Consider the following 15,612-nt stretch of genomic DNA (forward strand, 5'->3'; position numbering starts at 1 on the left):
GTGTCTGCAGAAGCTGTGGAGAAGAAGGGCCCGCTCGCGGGCATTCGGATCGTGGAATTCGCTGGATTGGGACCGGGCCCGCACGCCGCGACACTGTTGGCGGACATGGGCGCCGACATCGTCATCGTGCAGCGCGCAGGGCAGATTCCGCAAGACTCGAACGCAACCGACCAGATCAAGCGCGGCCGCCGCATCGTCGAGGCCAACCTGAAGGACCCGGCCGACGTCGCGAAAGTGCTCGATCTCCTGGGCCGCGCCGACGTCCTCATCGAGGGTTTCCGCCCCGGCGTCATGGAACGCATGGGACTCGGACCCGACGTGGTCTCGGAGCGCAATCCGCGCCTCGTCTACGCCCGTATGACGGGCTGGGGACAGGAAGGACCGCTCGCCAACGCCGCCGGTCACGACATCAATTACATCTCACTGACCGGTGTCCTCAACGCCATCGGACGCAAGGGTGAACGTCCGGTCCCGCCGCTCAACATGGTCGGCGATTTCGGCGGCGGTTCCATGTTCCTGATCTTCGGCATTCTGTCGGCTCTCGTCGAGCGCTCGACGTCCGGTAAGGGCCAGGTCGTCGACGCGGCAATGGTCGACGGAACCCTCGCGCTCTCCCACATGATGTGGGCATTCCGCGGTCGCGGCGTCTGGTCCGACGAGCGCGGCGTCAATCTCCTCGACACCGGCGCTCCGTTCTACGACACCTACGAGACCTCCGACGGCAAGTACATGGCCGTCGGATCCATCGAACCCCAGTTCTACGCATTGCTGCTCGAGGGCCTCGAACTCGATCCCGCGACGCTCCCTCACCAGATGGACACGTCCAAGTGGGACGACATGAAGAAGCTCTTCACCGAAAAGTTCCTGTCCAAGACTCGCGACGAGTGGGCCAAGATCTTCCTCGGCACCGACGCCTGCGTCTCCCCTGTCCTGACTTTCGCCGAGGCTCCGTCCAACGAACACATCGCGGCTCGCGGTTCGCTCATCGAACTGGACGGCGTCACCCAGCATGCTCCCGCACCGCGCTTCTCGCGCACGCCCACCACGACGCCTGCTGCGCCGGCGCGTGAGGCGACGGATATCGATACGGTCTGGACCTAGGGCCTTCGGCCCCTGTGCGCCTTTTTGGTAGTTACTGCAACCAAAAAGGCGCACGGGGCGTCAGCCCAACCTGTAGAACCTGAACATCTCGTGCTCGATCGGCAGCACGTCCACCCGCTCGAAACCTGCCGCCTTGGCATAGCTTTCGAGTGTCGAGTGCCTCATCACCGTCCCGGTGGCAATGCTTCCCGGATGCGAAAGACTGTCCGGTAAGCAGCAGGTCAGCGAAAATCCGTACAGCAATTGCTCGATCGGACCCGCCTCGGGATCGAACTCATCCGCCGTTCGTTCGTCCATCACGATCACCGGAGCGCCCGGCTGGGCAATCGCCCGAGCCGTGGAAAGAAAACCCACCGGATCCGGAACGTCGTGAAGGCACTCGAAAGCGAAGACGGCGTCGTAGGTCCCGGCATCGGCTCGCCCGGCCTCAGGAGCCTGTCCGGCGACGTCGACCAACGAGAAATGCACGCGGTCGTCCACCCCCCGATCATGAGCGTTACGACGGGCAGCGTTCACCGACGCCGCGTCGACGTCGAAGCCGTGCACTTCGATCTTCGGGTATCCGAGGGCGAGCGCGATCGACGACCAGCCCTCCCCCATCCCGAGATCAGCGACCTGCCCGCCGTCCGAAAGTGTGGCGTGCAGGTCGGTGACCACCGGCAGAAACTGCTGACAGAGCTGATGGAGATACATCGGCCGATTCAGTAGCGCCTGACCCTCGCGAGCATCGGGGCCCATCGATTCCCACGTGACTCCCCCACCGTGACGATAAGCGTCGAGTAGACGTGGCATCGACGACGTCGTCGCGACGAACAGCCTCGCCAGCGGCGCCAGGAAAAGAAGGTTCTCGTCGTCGACCAGAACATCGGCGTGGGCCTGCGGCAGGCTGTACCGGCGATCGGCATCCGAATTGACGTCCACATAACCGGCGACGGCCTGCTGCTCGAGCCACTCCCGCGCATATCTTTCGACGGTCCCCGTCCGGTCCGCCAGCTCCGTCGACGTGAGCGGGCCGTGATCGCTCAGCGCGCGGTACCAGCCCAACCGGTCGCCCAGATACACGGCCTGCAGCTCCGATGCCCCGAGCGTGGCCGCGAACAATCGTTCTGCGAGCGCTTCCGCCGCACTGGTTCCCGCTGCGCCTGTACCGTCTACCGCCGTCATGCCCTACCTCCTGGTTTCACACCACTTTCAGGGTGTGTACCCAGTTCTCAGACGACGACCATTCGTTGGTCTGCCGTGTCGCGATCCGTCGCGAGAGTGTCGTACGCAGCGGCGATGGACGCAACGCCGCGAATGAGGTCCTCGGCAGAACGTGCGTACGGCACGCGGATGAATCGTTCGAACGCACCTTCTACGCCGAAACGGGGGCCGGCGGCAAGGAGTACGCCGAAGTTGGGTGCCACCGCCGCCAACGCCGTCGAGACGGGCGCGGACATTCGCATCCAGACCGACATTCCGCCGGAACCGATGGTGGGACGCCAGTCCGGCAGATGCTCGGCCACCGCACCGAGGAGTACCGCACGCTGTTCTCGCAGAACTTCGCGACGCTGTTCGAGCAACGAGCGGTCGTCGGCGAGCAAGTAGGCGGCTGCCAACTGATCCATGACGGGAGTACCGAGGTCGACCGCGGCACGCGCCCCCACCAACTGGGTGATGAGCGCGGCATCGGCGCGAATCCAACCGACACGTAGCCCGCCCCACAGCGACTTCGCCGTCGAACCGAGCGTCACCACTTCGGTTTTCGCTGCGCCTCGCCCATGTGAGGCGACCGGCGCCGGCGGTGGTGCGTCGAGCCACAGATCCACCATCGTCTCGTCGACGACCAGAGTCATTCGCGTTTCGTGCGCAATCTTCGCAAGCTCGGCGCGGCCGGAAGAGTCCATGCAGAGGCCGGTCGGGTTGTGAAAGTCGGGGATCAGGTATGCCATTCTGGCAGCGGTTTGCCTTGCTGCACTACGAATCCCGTCGAGATCCCAGGCTCCGGCTGCTGCGAACTCCGGTCGGACCGGAACCGGTACGGGCCGAGCGCCGTTTCGCCGAATCGCTTCCAGCGCATTGGGGTACGTCGGATGATCGACCAGCACTCGCTCGCCGGGTGAGGTGAGCACCGACAGCAACAATCGAAGCGCGTGCTGCGCACCCGAGGTCACCATGATCTGTTCGGCGGTGGTGGGAAGACCCCGCGCCGTGTAGCGCTGCGCGATCACGTCACGCAAGTCGGCGATCCCGACCGGTTCCATCCCGTGCGTGGGAAGGAAGTTCGGAAGTTCCTGCAGCGCAGACGCATACGCCAGTTCGACCTGAGCGGCGGGAGCTGCCATCGCCGCGTAACTGAGGTCGACGACGGGTCCACTCGGCCCGGGTTGATGGGAGCGGAACATCAACCCGTTCGGCCGCGCGCCGGCAGGCAATGCCACGGTGCTTCGCGAACCCTGCCTGCTGATCAGGTACCCCTCGTCTCGCAGCACCGAGTACGACGACGTGATCGTGGTTCGACTGAGTTCGAGTACCGCCGCAAGTTCACGCTCACTCGGCAGTGCGACTCCCAGCGGAACGCGACCGTCGTGCACGAGCAGGCGGATACCGTCGGCAAGCGCACGGTACGCGGGCCTGCGTCCGGACTCTTCCTGCCAGGATCCCAGATCGCGCGCAAGCGAACGGGCACCGAGAACTCGAGTCATCATGCAGTCCAGTATCGACAACTTGGCTATGTAACTCAATACCAGTCGAGTTGATCATATGTCCATGACTACCTTCGCAACCCTGATCGGCATCGGACTCTTCGTGGCACTCGTCTACTTCTTCGCGCCCGCCGAAGGTGAAGGTACATACATTCGTTTGGAGCAGTTTCGCCTGGCAGCACCCCTCGGCGGCATCTTCCACGACAAGACTTCAGACCGCGAGAACGACGCTGTCAGACCCCCGTGCGATTGTGATCAGGGGGAAGAATTCACTGATCTCAGTCCAGTTGCGTAAAACTGGACTCTTTTCGCACTCAGAAAGTCTCCAGAAAGGGTTCCTATGCCGGCTTCCAAAAAAATTCTCTATATCGATCTCGACAACACATTGGTCAACTTCCAGTCGGGCATCGATCGCCTGACCGACAGCGTCCGAGAGAAGTACAAGAACGACCTCGACGAAGCGCCGCACATCTTCTCTCGCATGGATCCTCTCGACGGCGCTATCGACGCCTACCACCAACTGGCACAGCAGTTCGACACCTACATCCTCTCGACAGCGCCGTGGAAGAACGCCACAGCCTGGCACGACAAGGTTCTGTGGGTACAAGAGCACCTCGGAATGGAGGAAGGCAGCGTCGCGTACAAACGTCTGATCCTCTCGCACCACAAACACCTCAATCGGGGCGACTACCTCGTCGACGACCGCGGAGCAAACGGAGCAGATCGATTCGAGGGCGAGTGGATCAAGTTCGGCAGCACCAAGTTTCCCGACTGGATGACCGTCACCGCGCACTTGTCGAAGCTGGCTTGAAACACGAAATCCCCGCTCATGCTTGCATGAGCGGGGATTTCGAGGGAACGAACTAGCGGACGATCTCGCGCCGGACGATCGTCTCGTCGCGGCCGGGGCCGACACCGATACAGGAGATGAACGCACCCGAAAGCTCTTCGAGCCTAAGCACGTAGTTCTGCGCATTCTGCGGCAGTTCCTCGAAGGTGCGAGCCTCCGAGATGTCTTCCCACCAGCCGGGCATCTCTTCGTAGATGGGCTTGGCGTGGTGAATATCGCTCTGTGACATCGGCATTTCGTCGTGGCGGACACCGTCCACCTCGTACGCGACACAGATCGGCACAGTGTCGAGGCTGCTCAGCACGTCCAGCTTGGTGAGGAAGTAGTCGGTGATGCCGTTGACGCGCGTCGCGTAGCGCGCGATGACAGCGTCGAACCACCCCGTACGACGAGCGCGTCCGGTGGTGACACCGACCTCGCCGCCCTGCTTCGCCAGGTATGCGCCGTGATCGTCGAACAGCTCCGTCGGGAACGGACCGGAACCGACACGCGTCGTGTACGCCTTCAGGATGCCGAGCACGGTGGTGATCTTGGTGGGACCGATTCCCGAACCGACCGCCGCACCACCCGAAGTGGGGTTGGACGAGGTCACGTACGGGTACGTGCCGTGGTCGACGTCCAGCAGAGTGCCCTGCGAACCTTCGAGCAGAACGGTCTCGCCGCGCTCGAGGGCGAGGTTGAGTTCCAGGCGCGTGTCCGAGATGCGGTGCTTGAAACCCTCGGCCTGCGTCAGTACCTCTTCGACGACCTGCTGCGGGTCGAGTGCCTTGCGGTTGTAGATCTTGACCAGCACCTGGTTCTTGAATTCGAGTGCTGCTTCGACCTTCTGGGTCAGGATCTTCTCGTCAAGGACGTCCGCGGCACGGACACCGACACGGGCGATCTTGTCCTGGTAGCACGGGCCGATACCGCGGCCGGTCGTGCCGATCTTCTTCGCTCCCAGGAAGCGTTCGGTGACCTTGTCGATGGCCACGTGGTACGGCATGATCAGGTGCGCATCAGCAGAAAGCAGCAGGCGGGACGTGTCCACGCCGCGCTCTTCCAGGCCTGCCAATTCGGTCAACAACACACCCGGGTCGACGACGACACCGTTACCGATGACGTTGTTGACGGCGGGGGTGAGGATTCCGGACGGGATGAGGTGCAGTGCGAACTTGTCACCGTTCGGCAGAACCACGGTGTGTCCGGCGTTGTTACCGCCCTGGTATCGCACGACCCACTGAAGCTGCTCGCCCAGTAGATCTGTAGCTTTGCCCTTACCTTCGTCGCCCCACTGGGCGCCGATCAGGACGATTGCCGGCATGACGTTGTCTCCTACGGTCGACGTGCAGCAGTTGTCCCGCCGCATTGGTACTGCCTGGCTTCCGCGCACATGATGCAGCGCCGAACTGTTGCAGTGACCGAAGGAGCAGTCTAGCCCAGAGCATCAGACCAGACCTGACGGTCCAGAATTTGGCCGGTGACCGTCACGATTGCGAGTCGACACAGAGACTCGCACTAAGATCGTCGGCAGTGATTCGGACGGCCATTTCGGGGAAGGGTGGCGAGGTCCCACTACCCGAGAAGAAGTCTTGATCGAGCTAGGAGTGGCTTTGACCCCTGTGGTGCTCAAATGTGGCGATTCGCCGGTTCCACTCCCCCTGGGTGAACTCACGTCGTTCACTGTCCCTGAACTTCCGGAGAAGCAAGACTTCGACGAGGCACTGTCCCAACTGCAGGTCGTGACGGAGCCTCGCTTGATCGTCGTGGGTAACGACGGCGCGTTTGCCGCGGCATTGACGCGGTTGATGCGATTGGAGCGACTCAACGTCGAACTCGCCTACGTCACCGAGAACAGGTCCGACGCAACCGACGCGTACAAACTCGCGACCGGTGCACGAGCTGCGCGCACGGCCTTGAAAGGCACAGTCCACACCGTGCCGCTCATTCGCGACGACGCTGGAATCGCGCTGGTCGGTGCAGCAACTGTCACGGGTCCGGCGGATGCAGACGAACTGATCGGCGAGGCCTACGTCGACGACAACAAGCTGTTCTCCGGCACAGTCCCCGGCATCCGGATAGTGCCGAGCCCCAAGCTCCCCGGGATCAAGGCATCAGTCGACCGCAAGAGCCGCTGGAGCGGGCGACGCTGGCTGGAAGGCCGAGCCATTCAACTGGGCTCGCCGGCAGCGCGACTGGTTCGCGATGGGGTGGCCAACCCACGCGATCTGAAGCGTTCGACCTTCTACCGGCACGACAAGACTTGGTTGTTGGTCAGGTGAGAACCGGAGCAGCACGGTCGGCGGTTCGGCCGAGCCCTGTCTTCCTCGGCGTAGTTGCGATCACTGTCATCGCCGGAATCGTCGCTTGGAACTCGACGTGGGGTTCCATCGCGGGCCGCGCGGGTGTTTTTGTCCTCGTGGTTGCCGGCTGGGTGGTCACGCTCTGCTTGCACGAATTCGCGCATGCCTATCTGGCGTGGCGTCATGGAGACACCGACGTCGAGGCTCGTGGCTACCTGACGCTCAACCCGCTCAAGTACAGCCATCCGATGCTCTCGATCGGTCTGCCGGTGCTGTTCATCGCATTGGGCGGCATCGGGCTTCCCGGCGGCGCCGTGTACCTGCGCACCGGGATGTTCCCGCCCAAGGTGCAGGCCCGAATATCGCTCGCCGGTCCGTTCACGAATGCCGTCGCCGCCGTGATCCTCCTCGTCGTCATACGTACGTACGGCTCATCGGCCGAGCATCTGACGTTCTGGGCCGGCCTCAGTTTCCTGGCTTTCTTGCAGGTCATGGCAACAGTTTTGAACCTGCTCCCAGTCCCGGGTCTGGACGGTTACAACGCGCTGGAGCCCTACCTCGCACCCAATACACGGCACCAACTCGACCAGTTCAAGCCGTACGGACTGCTCCTGCTGGTTGCGCTCCTGTTCGTCCCACAGATCAATGTCGTCTTCTTCGACGCGATCTACTGGATCTTCGAATTGAGCGGTGTGTCCGACTACTACGCCATGCTCGGTAACGCCCTCATGCGTTTTTGGACGTGATCGAGTGCGCTGGAGGAGACTCGTGAGAGTCTGACATTTCAGACATTCATTCTTCTTCAGGGGAGCATCGATGATTGCGACGTCATTTCAGTCCGGCGGAGTGGAGTACACCCTCACGCGGGCCGAGATTCGACACGTGGAGGCACTGATCGACTTGCTCGCCGACGACCCGATCGGCAGCACCCGGGAGACGACCAACCCCGAAGCTCGAACGATCTACGAGGACGCGTTCAAGCGAATCGACGAGGATCCGGCTCAACTTCTCGTCACCGTTCTGGTCGGCGACGCGGTAATCGGCACAATGCAATTGACCTTCATTCCGGGTATGAGCCGGATGGGTGCCACGCGACTGCAGATCGAAGCAGTTCGCGTCCACGAGGACTACCGAAGTAAAGGCATCGGCAGTTCGATGATCCGATGGGCCTGCGAAGAAGGTGCCCGGCGCGGCGCGTTTCTGGCGCAGCTCACTTCGGATCAAACTCGCAAGGAAGCTCACGACTTCTACGAGCGACTCGGATTTGTGGCCTCCCATGTCGGGTTCAAGAAATCACTGAGCTGACGCCTTGCCACAAAACTCCCAAACGCGAGCTCGAGCACCGGGGCGTAGAGGTGCCCCGGTGCTCACGTCTTCAGTTGTCGCGGTTCACGCCGCTGTCGGTGGGCTGTTCCCGCCGATCGGCTGTTGATACGGATCGATCGACATCGGTGGGTAGAACACCGTTTTTCGATCGGGGCCGATCTCGACCCGCCATTCGGTGTGGTGCAGTGTCCGGTGATGGTGACCGCACAACAAGATCAGGTTGTCGAGATCTGTTGGGCCGCCATCGTTCCAGTGAACAATATGGTGGGCATCGCACCACCCCGATGGTGTCCCGCATCCCGGAAACGCACACCGGCCATCACGAACCGTCAACGCCCGCCGCTGCGGAACGGTCGCCGTTCTCGCTTCCTTACCGCAGTCGAGCGGAACACCACTCTCATCCAGGAGGATCCGGGTGACTGTGCAGTCGCACGCCAACATCCGGGCGGTGTCGATGCTGATCGGGCCCACCCAATCCGCCCACGCAAATCCCAGCTCCTCGGTGGACGGCAACAGGTCTTTCAGAACTTTAAGGTCGGTCATGTCTTTCGCGGACGCGGTGACCGTGATGTGCGGTTTCACTCCGCCTTCGATCGGGCCCAACCCCGCCCGCTCGTACCGGCGCAACAACTCGCAAAACCCGTCCGCACGCCGTAATGCCGGAGTACGCGTGTCCTTCACGCCGTCCTTCTCCGGCGTCGGAGCCGACAGACTCGACAACAACGTGATCAACCGGGCCCCGTTAACAGCATCCAGATCACCCTTCACAGTGACCCGCCCGTACAAGCCTTTCGAGGCGTAGAACTCGTTACGTTCGGAATCCTCGCCGACCGGGACGCCGTCCTCGCGCTTGCCGTACTGCTTCTCGATCCGCCGAATCGCCGCCCGCACCGCATCGCAATCCGCAATGTTCTTCGACGCCAACGACAACAAAATCCCGCGAGCCTTGTCCACATCCGCCAGGGTCATGTTCTTCGGCGGATGCTGACAAAACGACGCCACCTGCCGCGCCTTCAACGCATCAACATCCCCGCGGTGAAACGCATCGCCGACAACAGGTTCGAGCATCAACAACCGCGCCAACCCGACCAGCAGACTGCACTCACCGATCTCCAAATTCGTCGAACCGTGCAACCACTGCGCGATCGCCCGAAAACCCTTCCCACCGAGAACGTCCCGGGAAAACATCTCCACGATCAGCAACACCATCCGCGACTGCAACTCGTGCCGGGCGCGCACCAGATCCAGAACCTCACCCTTGAGGTCCTCGCCATCCAGCTGCCACGCATCCCGACTGTCCATGCCCAAAGTTTAATCGAACATACTTTCGATAACCAGAGACAAACCGGACAACTTCAAGAAGACCCACACTCGAGAGCTGTTGAGATGCATCGCTATTCGCGCAATCGCCGACGCGATTCGTTGACAGAGACTCGCAACTCCCCCAAAGGCACTTCACGACCCGACTCACTGCGCACCTCGACGCGAACGCGCTCACCAGTAGCGTCGTCGGCCACCTCCAACGGTCCACCTTTTCCGCCGTGCAGATACTTGTCGCCCCACTGCATCAGCGCGAGAACCGCCGGCAGCAGGTCACGGCCCTTCTCGGTGAGCACATACTCGTGCCGCGTCCGCTTTCCAGGCTCCTTGTACGGCACACGCTCGAACAGTCCCGCCTCAGTGAGTTCTTTCAGCCTCGCCGACGCAACCGCCTCGGTGATGCCGACTCGCGACGCGAAGTCGTCGAAACGCGTTGTGCCGTAATAGGCCTCTCGCAGAATGAGCATCGCGGATCGAGTGCCGACCACTTCCATGGCCCGCCCGATCGAACAGTGCGTGGCCCGCCAGGCGTCGCGATCTTCGAGCACTCCGGTCAGTCGTACAGCGTCCATGCAATTCACCATACCCCCTGGCTTGCCATAACCATAGCCAGAGTCTAGATTGCTGACTATGGAACTTCATAGCCAGCCGGTGCGGATCGGACCCCTGCTCGCGATACTGTCGGGGGCGCCGTTTGTCGCCAGCCTCGATCTTTTTGTGGTCAACGTGGCCTTCGGCGACATCGCCAAGAGCTACCCGGGTCACTCGCTGGGCGAGTTCAGTTGGATCCTCAACAGCTACGCGATCGTCTACGCCGCACTGTTGATACCCCTCGGACGCTGGGCGGACAGGATCGGGCACAAGCGCGCCTTCATCGCCGGCCTCGCACTGTTCACCCTCGCCAGCGCCGCCTGTGCCTTCAGCCCGTCCTTGTGGGCACTGGTGGCCTTCCGTATCGTCCAGGCAGTCGGCGCCGCTGCGCTCACCCCGGCCAGCCTCGGGCTTCTGATCAATGCGCTTCCCGCCGCGAAACGTCAATCCGGCGTTCGCATCTGGGCAGCCGCCGGCGCTGCAGCAGCTGCATTCGGCCCTGTCGTGGGCGGCATCCTCGTAGAGGCCTCGTGGCGCTGGGTCTTCCTGATCAATGTTCCAGTGGGCATCGTGTTGCTCTACTTCGCAGTCCGACTCGTACCGGATACAACACACAAGGACCCCGATGCCGGTATCGACTTCGTCGGCGCCGCCTTGCTCACCGTCGGAATCGGCTCTCTCGCCCTGGCACTCGTCCAGGGTCCGGACTGGGGATGGACCGACAATCGCGTTCTGATCGCCTTCGCCGTGGCCGCCGTGACACTACTCTCGTTCTGGTGGAGCAACTCTCGTCACCGGACTCCGTTGATTGCACCGGATCTTCTGAAGATCCGCTCGTTTGCCTGGTCCAACGTCACCGCCATCCTGTTCAGCGCAGCATTCGCCGCGGGTCTTCTCTCGAACATCCTGTGGCTCCAGGAAGCCTGGGGATACTCCGCTCTGCGAACCGGTTTCGCCGTCTCACCGGGTCCGCTTCTCGTTCCGCTGTTCGCCATCGCCGGCGGATCGCTGACGCGGAGGTACTCGGCGGGACGCGTCGCCGCACTCGGCAGCCTTCTGTGGGCAGTCGGAACCGTACTCGTTCTCGTCTCGGTTGATACGACGCCCAACTACGCGACCGGACTCCTACCAGGCTGGATCATCGCCGGGATCGGTGTCGGCCTTGCCCTGCCGACCATCCTGTCGCAGGCCACGGCGGATCTGGCACCTGCCAGATCGGCCACCGGTAGCGCAATCGTCAGCATGAGCCGACAGATCGGAACCGTTCTCGGCGTGAGCGTTCTGATCGCGGTTCTCGGCTCTGCTGTCGACTACGACACCTTCCGCCAGGCCTGGTGGGTGATCTTTGGCGTCGCGCTTGTGTCTGCCCTGGCATCACTGGGAATGACGCCTGCGACCACACCCACCCCGGTTGTCCCTGCTGAATCCGCCATCCCTGAAAGGAATTTGTCATGAGAGACGCAGTTATCGTCGAAGCCGTTCGCACTCCGATCGGCAAGGGAAAGGCGAACGGCGCCCTGCACGGCATCAACGCCGTCGACCTCCTCGCCCACAGCCTCAAGGCGGTAGTCGAACGCACTGGAATCGATGCAGCATTGATCGACGACGTCATCGGTGGAGCGGTAAGCCAAGTCGGTGAACAGAGCCAGAATGTCACTCGCACTGCCCTTCTCGCCGCAGGCTACCCTGAGTCGGTACCGGGAACCACCGTCGACCGACAGTGTGGAAGTAGCCAACAAGCAGTTCATTTTGCCGCTCAGGGCGTTATTGCCGGTGCGTACGACATCGTTGTCGCTGCCGGAGTCGAGTCGATGAGCCGAGTCCCTATGGGCTCGAGCAGCATCGGGCGCGAATCACTCGGCGTGGGTTTCGAAGAGCGCTATCCGGACGGTCTGGTACCGCAGGGCATCAGCGCCGAATTGATCGCTGCCAAGTGGGGGCTGAGCCGCACCCAACTCGACGAGTTCTCGGCGTCGAGCCATCGGAAAGCCGCGCTGGCAACCGAGAGTGGTTACTTCACCAAGGAACTCGCCACGCTCCCGCAGCTGTCGGTCGACGAGGCAATCCGCCCCGGCACCACGGTCGAGACCCTGGCCGGCCTACGGACCGCCTTCGAATCCGACTACTACGCACAGCGATTCCCACAGATCGACTGGTCCATCACCGCGGGCAACAGCAGCCCGCTTTCGGACGGCAGTTCGGCGGTGATGATCACGACCAGTGAGATCGCCGCGAAACTCGGCATCACCCCGAAGGCACGATTGCACAGCTTCGCAGTTGCCGGCGACGATCCGCTCTACATGCTCACCGCGGTCATCCCGGCTACGCAGAAGGTCCTGGCCCGTGCGGGATTGACGGTCTCGGACATAGATCTGTTCGAGGTCAACGAGGCCTTTGCCCCAGTGGTCCTCTCGTGGGCAGCGGACACCGGCGTCGACCTGTCCAAGGTCAACGTCCACGGCGGCGCCATCGCGCTCGGCCACCCACTGGGTGGCAGCGGAACGCGGATCATGACCACCCTGGTCAACGCGATGGAGCAGCGCGGCGCGCGCTACGGACTCCAGACCATGTGTGAGGCAGGTGGGTTGGCCAACGCGACCATCCTGGAGCGCCTGGGCTGAGCGATCCCCGATGGACGGCTTTCCGACATCAGTGACCGAGTGCCGTCCATTCGGGATCCGGCTTGCGCGCAACGACCCGAAACACGATTCCGCCCCGGCCGCTGCGCTGCACCTCGTCGATCAGGAAACCGGCGTTTTCGAGGTATTCAACCGGTTCACGGGTGAGATGATCGGCACCGAACCGAACAAAAAGCGGTTCGACGACCTTCATCAACGTACGAGCAACAACGTTCTTGCTCGGTCCGTGCTCGGCGAGGACGAATCGACCACCGGGTACCAGGACTCGAAATGCTTCGTTCGCAACTCGGTCCGGATTGGGGATCGTGCAAAAGGCGTAGGTCGAGACCAACGTGTCCACGCACTCGTCGGGAACATCGAGTGCTTGCACGTCTCCGAGTCGTAGGTCGACTTCGGTCTTCACTCCTTCGGAGACCTTGAGCCTGGCCTGATCGAGCATCGCAGTCGAGATGTCCACGCCGATGACGTAATCGACGTCGTCTCCGTAGAGAGGCAGGTTCAGTCCGGTACCCACGGCGATCTCGACCACGCGGCCATGCGCCTGGTCCACGGCCCATTTCCGGGCGTCACCGAGCACAAAGCGTTCGAAGCGCCCGATCTGTCGGTCGTAGTGCGCCGCCATTGCGTCGAAAGTCTTGGCGACCTGTGCAGTGTCTGGTTCACGCATAGTGCCCCGTTTCGATCGATCTTCTGTGCAGTCTTACACGCGAGCACCGGGTCGGGAAGACCTTTCGTGACGAAGGGCAACCGACCTCGCGAGGTCGTCCCTGACGGATGCCCCCGGTATCGTTCCAGGTGACCCTGACCTCACCTACGACGATCATGGATAGAGACCTCGTGCGATCAAGTAACTGCGTCACCGGTTCGGTCCGGCCACCTTTTTCCACTGATTCCACTGGAGGTCTGTGATGGCCGGCGGACTCTTCGCCCTGCTCGACGACGTCGCAGCCCTGGCTCGCATGGCTGCCGCCTCGATCGACGACGTTGCCGCCGCAACCGGTAAGGCGACCGCCAAAGCGGCCGGCGTGGTGATCGACGACGCAGCCGTCACGCCGCAGTACGTCCGTGGGCTCGCAGCCGAACGCGAGTTGCCCATCATCAAGCGCATCGCCATCGGATCGCTGCGCAACAAGCTGCTGATCATCCTTCCGATCGCTCTGCTGCTGAGTCAGTTCCTCCCCTGGCTGCTGACGCCACTGTTGATGGTCGGCGGCTGTTACCTCAGCTACGAAGCGGTTCACAAGATCTGGGGTGCAATCTTCGGCCACGGTGACCACCACGAGGCCGCTGACGAGCATCCTCGCGACGAAGAAGCAGTGGTTTCGGGCGCCGTCCGCACCGACCTGATCCTGTCCGCCGAGATCATGGTGATCGCACTCAACACCATCGCAGGCGAAGGCTTCTGGAGCCGATTGGTGATCCTTGCCGTCGTAGCGGTCGTCATCACCGTGGTCGTCTACGGCGTCGTCGGACTGATCGTGAAGATGGACGACATCGGATTGAAGATCGCCGAGACGTCGTCTGGCTTCACCCACAAGGTCGGCCGAGGCCTCGTTCGCGGCATGCCTCACGTGATGTCAGTGCTCTCGGTCGTGGGTACCGCCGCGATGCTGTGGGTCGGTGGCCACATCCTGTTGGTCGGCATCGACGAACTGGGCTTCCACCCGCTCTACGACGCCGTTCATCACGGCGAAGAAGCAGTCAGTGACATCGCCGGAGTCGGCGGGGTACTGGCGTGGATCGTCAACACACTTGCGTCGGCGGCACTGGGTCTGGTGGTTGGCGCCGTCATCGTCGCCGCTCAACTGGGTATCACTCGCCTGCTCGCAAAGCGTTCTGCAACGGCCTAGTCACTGCGAGTGTGGCGGAGCACCATCTGCTCCGCCACGGTGCGTATCCCTTCACGCAAAGACGAGGGTTCGAGCACCTCGACGTCGGCTCCCAGCCCGATCAGCTGCGAGAGCGCGACAGCTTCGCTCTCGAGTTTCAGCTCGGCACTGACCCATCCGTCGTAGTCCTCTGGCCCCACTTCGACTGCAGCGGCAAGCTCGCCCACCACATCGGGGAGCCGGCGCCTGCCCTCTGGTGACAACCGCACGCGACACTCGAAGCGAAGCAGCGAACGGTCGAACTCGGCCATCGACGCCGCCCACCACGACGGCAGGTCGAAATCCACCGGCCGAGTGAACGAATCATCTTCTACCACGGCATTTTTGATGCGGCCGACTCGAAACGACAGCGTTCGACCGTTCATCCCCGCCACCAGATACCAAACACCGGCTTTGATGACCAGACCCAGCGGTTCGACCGTCCGCTCGCGATCGCGATAGGCGAAGCGCAGTCGACGCGAGTCCAGCACAGCGGATGTGACGATCGGAAGCGCAGAGATGTCGTCGACGCCGCCGAACCAACCCGGAACGTCCACGAGAATGCGGTCCTGCCACAGTCGTGCACTCTCGCGCAGGGGACCGGGCAGGGAGCGGAGCAGTTTGGCCCCCGCCGAACCGACGGCGTCGGATCGCCCGAGATCTGCAGCGATGGACGGCACGCCCAACAGCATGAGTGCGGACGTCTCGTCGTCGGTCATACCGGACAGCTTGGATTGCCAACCGTCGAGCAGACGGATGCCACCACCGGGGCCGCTCTCGGTCCAGATCGGCACACCGGCAGCCGACAACGAGGCCACGTCGCGGTAGATCGTCCGCACTGACACACCGAACTCGTCGGCCAACTGCTCGGCGACGACGCCGCGACTCCCCTGCAAACGCAGCATGAGTTGGAGCAACCGCGCGGATCTCATGGACCGAACATTACCGAGA

Annotated in this window: 16 protein-coding genes; 9 read left to right on the plus strand and 7 right to left on the minus strand. The window is 62.6% G+C overall.

Annotated features, from left to right (window positions below; genetic code table 11):
- Entirely contained in the window at positions 1-1,101 is a 1,101-nt protein-coding gene (locus tag PCS43_RS18250) for a CaiB/BaiF CoA transferase family protein (RefSeq protein WP_042924245.1), read from the plus strand.
- Positions 1,102-1,161: 60 nt separating this feature from the next.
- Here PCS43_RS18250 and PCS43_RS18255 read toward each other — a convergent pair whose 3' ends face one another.
- Together PCS43_RS18255 and yczR are read right to left on the minus strand one after the other, a co-directional pair.
- On the minus strand, positions 1,162-2,265 hold the full coding sequence (locus PCS43_RS18255) for a class I SAM-dependent methyltransferase (RefSeq protein ID WP_003944389.1): 1,104 nt from the start codon (positions 2,263-2,265) through the stop codon (positions 1,162-1,164).
- 47 nt (positions 2,266-2,312) lie between these two features.
- Positions 2,313-3,788, minus strand: a complete 1,476-nt coding sequence (yczR, locus tag PCS43_RS18260; RefSeq protein WP_003944301.1) for a MocR-like transcription factor YczR — start codon at positions 3,786-3,788, stop codon at positions 2,313-2,315.
- Positions 3,789-3,849: 61 nt separating this feature from the next.
- Between yczR and PCS43_RS18265 the strand changes: the two genes are divergently transcribed.
- Positions 3,850-4,080, plus strand: coding sequence for a hypothetical protein (locus PCS43_RS18265; RefSeq protein ID WP_003944349.1), 231 nt, complete (start codon positions 3,850-3,852; stop codon positions 4,078-4,080).
- Between the two features lie 45 nt (positions 4,081-4,125).
- Positions 4,126-4,596, plus strand: coding sequence for a 5' nucleotidase, NT5C type (locus PCS43_RS18270; protein WP_073513520.1), 471 nt, complete (start codon positions 4,126-4,128; stop codon positions 4,594-4,596).
- Positions 4,597-4,648: 52 nt separating this feature from the next.
- Here PCS43_RS18270 and PCS43_RS18275 read toward each other — a convergent pair whose 3' ends face one another.
- A complete protein-coding gene (locus PCS43_RS18275) occupies positions 4,649-5,938 on the minus strand; it encodes an adenylosuccinate synthase (RefSeq protein ID WP_003944351.1) in 1,290 nt (429 codons plus the stop codon).
- A 283-nt stretch (positions 5,939-6,221) separates the two neighbouring features.
- On the opposite strand from PCS43_RS18275, the gene PCS43_RS18280 reads away from it, so the two are divergent.
- The 3 genes from PCS43_RS18280 (at position 6,222) to PCS43_RS18290 (ending at position 8,222) form a co-directional block, all read left to right on the plus strand.
- Complete coding sequence (locus PCS43_RS18280; RefSeq protein WP_080961056.1) at positions 6,222-6,896, plus strand: hypothetical protein; 675 nt, start codon at positions 6,222-6,224, stop codon at positions 6,894-6,896.
- Positions 6,893-7,663: a site-2 protease family protein gene (locus PCS43_RS18285; RefSeq protein WP_003944319.1), complete on the plus strand. Its 771-nt coding sequence runs from the start codon at positions 6,893-6,895 to the stop codon at positions 7,661-7,663. The genes PCS43_RS18280 and PCS43_RS18285 overlap by 4 nt, the downstream gene beginning before the upstream one ends.
- Positions 7,664-7,733: 70 nt before the next feature.
- Positions 7,734-8,222, plus strand: a complete 489-nt coding sequence (locus PCS43_RS18290; RefSeq protein WP_007726792.1) for a GNAT family N-acetyltransferase — start codon at positions 7,734-7,736, stop codon at positions 8,220-8,222.
- 84 nt (positions 8,223-8,306) lie between these two features.
- On the opposite strand, the gene PCS43_RS18295 is transcribed toward PCS43_RS18290, so the two are convergent.
- Positions 8,307-9,545 carry an HNH endonuclease signature motif containing protein gene (locus PCS43_RS18295; protein WP_209907931.1) on the minus strand — a complete coding sequence of 413 codons (1,239 nt, stop codon included), beginning with the start codon at positions 9,543-9,545 and terminating at the stop codon, positions 8,307-8,309.
- Between the two features lie 92 nt (positions 9,546-9,637).
- On the minus strand, positions 9,638-10,135 hold the full coding sequence (locus tag PCS43_RS18300) for a winged helix-turn-helix transcriptional regulator (protein ID WP_003944415.1): 498 nt from the start codon (positions 10,133-10,135) through the stop codon (positions 9,638-9,640).
- 58 nt (positions 10,136-10,193) lie between these two features.
- On the opposite strand from PCS43_RS18300, the gene PCS43_RS18305 reads away from it, so the two are divergent.
- Both PCS43_RS18305 and PCS43_RS18310 read left to right on the plus strand, forming a co-directional pair.
- Positions 10,194-11,609, plus strand: coding sequence for an MFS transporter (locus tag PCS43_RS18305; protein WP_209907929.1), 1,416 nt, complete (start codon positions 10,194-10,196; stop codon positions 11,607-11,609).
- The gene (locus PCS43_RS18310; protein ID WP_209907927.1) at positions 11,606-12,775 is read left to right on the plus strand and encodes a thiolase family protein; all 1,170 of its coding nucleotides are present in this window, start codon (positions 11,606-11,608) and stop codon (positions 12,773-12,775) included. Before PCS43_RS18305 ends, PCS43_RS18310 begins: the two co-directional genes overlap by 4 nt.
- A 28-nt stretch (positions 12,776-12,803) precedes the next feature.
- On the opposite strand, the gene PCS43_RS18315 is transcribed toward PCS43_RS18310, so the two are convergent.
- Entirely contained in the window at positions 12,804-13,460 is a 657-nt protein-coding gene (locus PCS43_RS18315) for a class I SAM-dependent methyltransferase (RefSeq protein WP_070160634.1), read from the minus strand.
- Between the two features lie 241 nt (positions 13,461-13,701).
- Here PCS43_RS18315 and PCS43_RS18320 point away from each other — a divergent pair, with 241 nt between their 5' ends.
- A complete protein-coding gene (locus tag PCS43_RS18320) occupies positions 13,702-14,643 on the plus strand; it encodes a DUF808 domain-containing protein (RefSeq protein WP_054826588.1) in 942 nt (313 codons plus the stop codon).
- On the opposite strand, the gene PCS43_RS18325 is transcribed toward PCS43_RS18320, so the two are convergent.
- Entirely contained in the window at positions 14,640-15,593 is a 954-nt protein-coding gene (locus PCS43_RS18325) for a helix-turn-helix transcriptional regulator (RefSeq protein ID WP_209907925.1), read from the minus strand. The two genes, PCS43_RS18320 and PCS43_RS18325, sit on opposite strands and share 4 nt — an antisense overlap.
- Positions 15,594-15,612 lie beyond the last annotated feature (19 nt).

The organism is Rhodococcus sp. C-2 (genome assembly GCF_027854095.1).
Classification (GTDB): Bacteria; Actinomycetota; Actinomycetes; order Mycobacteriales; family Mycobacteriaceae; genus Rhodococcus_F; species Rhodococcus_F qingshengii.

Excerpts from the sequence above, each read along its gene's own strand:
- PCS43_RS18255 (WP_003944389.1), bottom strand. The coding sequence starts at position 2,265 with ATGACGGCGGTAGACGGTACAGGCGCAGCGGGAACCAGTGCGGCGGAA.
- yczR (WP_003944301.1), bottom strand. The coding sequence starts at position 3,788 with ATGATGACTCGAGTTCTCGGTGCCCGTTCGCTTGCGCGCGATCTGGGA.
- PCS43_RS18265 (WP_003944349.1), top strand. The coding sequence starts at position 3,850 with ATGACTACCTTCGCAACCCTGATCGGCATCGGACTCTTCGTGGCACTC.
- PCS43_RS18270 (WP_073513520.1), top strand. The coding sequence starts at position 4,126 with ATGCCGGCTTCCAAAAAAATTCTCTATATCGATCTCGACAACACATTG.
- PCS43_RS18275 (WP_003944351.1), bottom strand. The coding sequence starts at position 5,938 with ATGCCGGCAATCGTCCTGATCGGCGCCCAGTGGGGCGACGAAGGTAAG.
- PCS43_RS18290 (WP_007726792.1), top strand. The coding sequence starts at position 7,734 with ATGATTGCGACGTCATTTCAGTCCGGCGGAGTGGAGTACACCCTCACG.
- PCS43_RS18295 (WP_209907931.1), bottom strand. The coding sequence starts at position 9,545 with ATGGACAGTCGGGATGCGTGGCAGCTGGATGGCGAGGACCTCAAGGGT.
- PCS43_RS18300 (WP_003944415.1), bottom strand. The coding sequence starts at position 10,135 with ATGGACGCTGTACGACTGACCGGAGTGCTCGAAGATCGCGACGCCTGG.
- PCS43_RS18305 (WP_209907929.1), top strand. The coding sequence starts at position 10,194 with ATGGAACTTCATAGCCAGCCGGTGCGGATCGGACCCCTGCTCGCGATA.
- PCS43_RS18310 (WP_209907927.1), top strand. The coding sequence starts at position 11,606 with ATGAGAGACGCAGTTATCGTCGAAGCCGTTCGCACTCCGATCGGCAAG.
- PCS43_RS18315 (WP_070160634.1), bottom strand. The coding sequence starts at position 13,460 with ATGCGTGAACCAGACACTGCACAGGTCGCCAAGACTTTCGACGCAATG.
- PCS43_RS18320 (WP_054826588.1), top strand. The coding sequence starts at position 13,702 with ATGGCCGGCGGACTCTTCGCCCTGCTCGACGACGTCGCAGCCCTGGCT.
- PCS43_RS18325 (WP_209907925.1), bottom strand. The coding sequence starts at position 15,593 with ATGAGATCCGCGCGGTTGCTCCAACTCATGCTGCGTTTGCAGGGGAGT.